This is a genomic window from Agromyces humi (assembly GCF_009720255.1).
Taxonomy (GTDB): Bacteria; Actinomycetota; Actinomycetes; order Actinomycetales; family Microbacteriaceae; genus Agromyces; species Agromyces humi.
Map to the genome: position 1 here is coordinate 1 of NZ_WJSP02000326.1, position 4,205 is coordinate 4,205.

The 4,205-nt window shown below is 68.2% G+C and carries 5 protein-coding genes; all 5 read right to left on the reverse strand.

Features of this window, described 5'->3' with window-relative positions; genetic code table 11:
- Positions 1 to 34: 34 nt before the first annotated feature.
- Positions 35 to 496, reverse strand: coding sequence for a hypothetical protein (locus GH736_RS18230; RefSeq protein WP_159605856.1), 462 nt, complete (start codon positions 494 to 496; stop codon positions 35 to 37).
- A gap of 2 nt (positions 497 to 498) precedes the next feature.
- Positions 499 to 1,410 (reverse strand): carbohydrate ABC transporter permease, encoded by a 912-nt coding sequence (locus GH736_RS18235; protein ID WP_159605858.1) that lies wholly within the window; start codon positions 1,408 to 1,410, stop codon positions 499 to 501.
- Complete coding sequence (locus tag GH736_RS18240) at positions 1,407 to 2,387, reverse strand: carbohydrate ABC transporter permease (RefSeq protein ID WP_159605860.1); 981 nt, start codon at positions 2,385 to 2,387, stop codon at positions 1,407 to 1,409. Before GH736_RS18240 ends, GH736_RS18235 begins: the two co-directional genes overlap by 4 nt.
- Positions 2,388 to 2,458: 71 nt before the next feature.
- On the reverse strand, positions 2,459 to 3,754 hold the full coding sequence (locus tag GH736_RS18245) for an ABC transporter substrate-binding protein (RefSeq protein WP_159605862.1): 1,296 nt from the start codon (positions 3,752 to 3,754) through the stop codon (positions 2,459 to 2,461).
- A 150-nt stretch (positions 3,755 to 3,904) separates the two neighbouring features.
- Positions 3,905 to 4,042 carry a hypothetical protein gene (locus GH736_RS18250; protein WP_159605864.1) on the reverse strand — a complete coding sequence of 46 codons (138 nt, stop codon included), beginning with the start codon at positions 4,040 to 4,042 and terminating at the stop codon, positions 3,905 to 3,907.
- Positions 4,043 to 4,205 lie beyond the last annotated feature (163 nt).

The following is a 4,205-nucleotide window of genomic DNA, read 5'->3' on the forward strand; positions in this document are numbered from 1 at the left end:
ATCCTCGTCTACCTCGGCGTGACGTTCTGGCTGGTCATCCCGCTGCTGGGCCGAACGGTCTCGAACCTCCTCGGCGTGGCCATCGCGGTCGCGATCGTCTGGCCGATCGCGTCGTCGATCCTGCGGCCCGCTCGAACGTCAGCTCCCACGGCGCACCGCGGCGGACGCGCGCACGCAGGGAGCCGGCGTGGACGACCCCGCCCTCGTCGTCGACGGACAGTTCTGGCCGGTACGCGGCATCCGACCGGACCGCGAAGCCCGGATCGCGCCGCCCGCCCTCGTGGTGCTCGACGCGCACCCGGATCACGCCCTCGGCCGGGCTGCCCAGCGACACCGTGAGCATCGGCCGGTTGAGGGTGTCGCCGCGTCGCTCCACGACCCGGGTGGACGCCCAGGCGACGAGCTCGTCGCCGTCGACCACGAGGTCGCGCACGTCCTGGGCGTAGAGCGCCTCGACGCCCGGTCGCGTGTGCCAGAACCCATCGGTGAACTTCATGGTTACTTGACTGCTCCTGCGGTGATGCCCCGGGTGAGGGTGCGTTGGAAGATGAGGAAGAAGACGAGGGTGGGGATGAGGCCGAGCAGTGCCGACGCGCTCGTCGTCGTGACATCCATGAGCCGGTCGCCCTGCAGCACCGTGATCGCCACCGGCACGGTCTGCGTGTCGTTCGACACGAGGAACGTGAGCGGGATCAGGAACTCGTTCCACGTCCAGATGAAGAAGAAGATGAGCAGCACCGACAGCGTCGGCCGCGAGATCGGGTAGACCACGCGCCAGAGGATCTGCCACCGGCTCGCGCCGTCGAGCGACGCGGCCTCGAGCAGCTCCTTCGGGAACGTGCCGTACACCGACGCCAGCAGGTACGTGCCGAACGCCGACTGGATGACCGTGAAGATGATGATCACGGCCCACTGGCTGTCGTAGAGGCCGACCTCCTTGAACATGAAGTAGAGCGGGTAGAGCAGCACCTCCTGCGGCAGCATGTTCGCGAGCAGGATGACGACGACGATCCAGAGCCGGCCCTTCACCCGGCCGATGCCGAGCGCGAACGCGTTGAGCATCGAGAGCAGCACCGCGAAGACCGCGACGAGTCCGGAGATGAACACGCTGTTCCCGAGCTTCTGCGGGAAGTCGACGCGCTCCCAGAACGCCGTGATGCCGTCGAAGTAGAGCGAGGTCGGCAGGGTCAGCGGGCCGGAGGTGTTGTAGTCGGCGGGCGACTTGAACGAGTTGACGAGGATGAGCAGGAACGGCACCGCGATGAGCAGTCCGAGCAGGATCGCCACGAGCAGCACGATCCAGTCGCCGGCCGTCTTGCGCCGGCTGCCGCCGCGTCCCGGTCGAGCCGGCTTCGGTTCCTCGACGGAGGCGTCGAGGGTGGCGGTGGCCTCGTCGAGTACGGCGCTCATCGGGACTCCTCCTTCTGCTCCACGCGGTTCTGCACGAGGATGAACACCACGCTGACCGCGGCGATGACGACGGTGAGGGCGGTCGCGATGGTCGCGCCGTAGCCCACCTGCTGGGACTGGAAGAACTCGCTGTACGCGTAGTACGCGGGCACGATGGTGGCCGTGCCGGGGCCGCCGCCCGTGAGGGCGTAGATCGGCCCGAACACCTTGAGCGCGGCGATCGTGCAGGTGAGCGTGACGACGAAGATCTCGGGACGGATGATGCCGACGGTGATGGCCTGGAACCGCTGGAACCAGTTCGCGCCGTCGAGCTCGGCCGCCTCGTAGAGTTCGGGATCGACGCGCTGCAGCGCGGCCATGAAGATGACGATCGGGTAGCCGAGCTGCACCCAGATCATGATGACCATGATGCTCGGCAGAGCCGTGTCGGGGTCGCCGAGCCAGTTCTGCTGCAGTGCGCCAAGGCCGACCGCCTCGAGCATCTGGTTCAGCGCGCCGTTCTGGGGGCGGAGGATCCAGCCGATGACGATGGCCGCGATCACCGCCGGCAGGATCTGGGGGAGGTAGTACGTGGCCCGCAGGAAGCTCGCGAGCTTCCCGCCGAACTTCTTGCCGATGAGGTCGAACAGCATGGCCGCGAGCACGAGCCCGAGGAGCGTGGGCACGACGACCATCGCGACGATCATGGCGATGGAGTTGCCGAACGACGTCCAGAACACCGAGTCGCCGGCGAGCTCGATCCAGTTGTCGAGCCCGATCCACTCGGGCGGGCGGATGCCGCGGTAGTCGGTGAACGTCAGGTAGACGTTCCAGACCAACGGGATGACGATGATGACGGCGAGCAGCGCGAGGCCGGGCACGAGGTAGAGCCAGTACGCGTTGCGGCTCGATCCGGGGATCTGGCTCGACGGGGCGCGACGGGCTCGCGGCCCGGCGTCGCGGGTGGTGAGCGCCCGGGTGTCGGGAGCGATGGCCATGGTGGGTCCTTCCGTTCAGGGGTCGGATGCCGCGGGCTCGGCGCACACTCCGGCCCGCGGCATCCGTGGCGTCAGCCGACGATGTCGTCGACGCCGGCCTGGTACTGCTCACCGAGTTGCTGCTGCACCTCGGCGGGCGACTTGGTGCCGTTCACGAGCTCCTGCAGGCCCGCGTTGAGCTCGTCGTAGAAGGTCGGGGTGGGCCAGTCCGGGTAGAACGCGATGCCGTCGCGATCGGTGAGGGCGTTGAAGTTCGCGATGAGCTCGGCGCTCTTCTCGTCGGTGATGTCGGCGGGGTCGGCCGCGACGGGCACGCCGCCGTTGTTGCCGATGAGCGCCTGGATCTCGGGCCGCATCGTGATGTCGATGAACTCGGCGGCGAGCTCCTTGTTCTGCGCGCGCTCGGGGATGACCCACATGTTGCCGGCCGAGCCGGGCGACATCTCGGCGCCGGGGAACAGGAACGTGCCCCACTCGAAGCCGTCGATCTCGGTGCTGAACCGGTTGTGCCACCAGCTGCCCGAGAAGAAGATGGGGGCGTCGCCGTTGATGAAGCTCACGCCGGCGTCCTCGGCCTTCAGGCCGCTCGCGTCGGTCGAGATGTAGCCCTTGTCGGTCCAGTCCTTGATCGTCTCGGTGGCGTAGGAGATCTCGTCGCCCTCCCAGTCGACGTCGCCCGTGTAGAGCTGGTAGTCGTCGACGAACGAGCGGTCGGCCTTCGAGAGCGCGAGCTGGTACCAGAGCTGGCCGAGGGGGTACTCCGCGGCCGACTCCGACAACGGGGTGACGCCCTGGTCGGCGAACGCCTGCAGCACGTCCTCGAACTCGTCGAGCGTGGTCGGCACCTCGAGGCCGGCCGCGGCGAACGCGTCCTTGTTGTAGTAGACCTCGACGAACTCGCCGTAGTTGGGCACGCCGTACCAGCTGCCCGACCCCATGATGCCGTTCTCGTCGTACTTGGCGGTGGTCTGCAGGCTCGGGCTGAGCTGGTCGTCCCAGCCGTGGTCGGCGACGACCTCGTCGAGGTTCGAGAGCAGGCCCTGGCTCGAGAGCAGCCCGGCGGTCGCGTTGCCCTTGTTGTACTCGAGCAGGTCGGGCGCCTCGTCGGAGTTGAGGACCTGGCTCGCCGTCGAGCGGATCTGCTCGAAGCTCTTCTCCTCGAACTCGACCTTCGCGCCGGTCTCCTCCTCGAAGACCTTGATGGCCTCGGCCCAGGCGATGCCCATCGCGCTGGTGTCGCTCTCGTAGTGCCAGAGGCGGAGCGTGTCGTCGTCGCCGCCTCCTCCTCCGGAGCCGGAGCATCCGGAGAGGACGAGTGCCGCGGTGGCGATCGTCGCCGCCGCGCCCACGATTCTGGTGTGCTTCATTGCGTTCTCCTTGGTGGGTGGTTCGTTGGTGCGGATGTCGCGTGGTAGTCGTGTCCGGCGGATCGACGTGAGGTAATCGAAGCGCTTCGACGATGCGCCGGCGGATCGGTCGGGTTCCGTCTGGACCGAGCCGACGCCGGGTCGGTCGGGTCAGTCGGGCGGGAGCGGCACCACGGAGCCGTGCGCGTGGTACTCGGGCGCGATGAGGTGCACGCCCGGAGCGGGCGGCGCCTCCGTCATCGACTGGATGGCGAGGCCGACGGCGAGATCGCACGAGGCCTGCGGCACCAGGGGGATGACGTCGAGGGGCGGTTGGAACGAGGTGGTGTCGGTGTGGCGGTGCTCGCGCGGGCGACTCAGCCATCGAGGAGATGGAGGGCGGTGGCCTCGTCGGTGACGAGGACCGAGCAGAGGCCGCTGCGTACGACGGCGTCGGCGACGGGATGCTTGG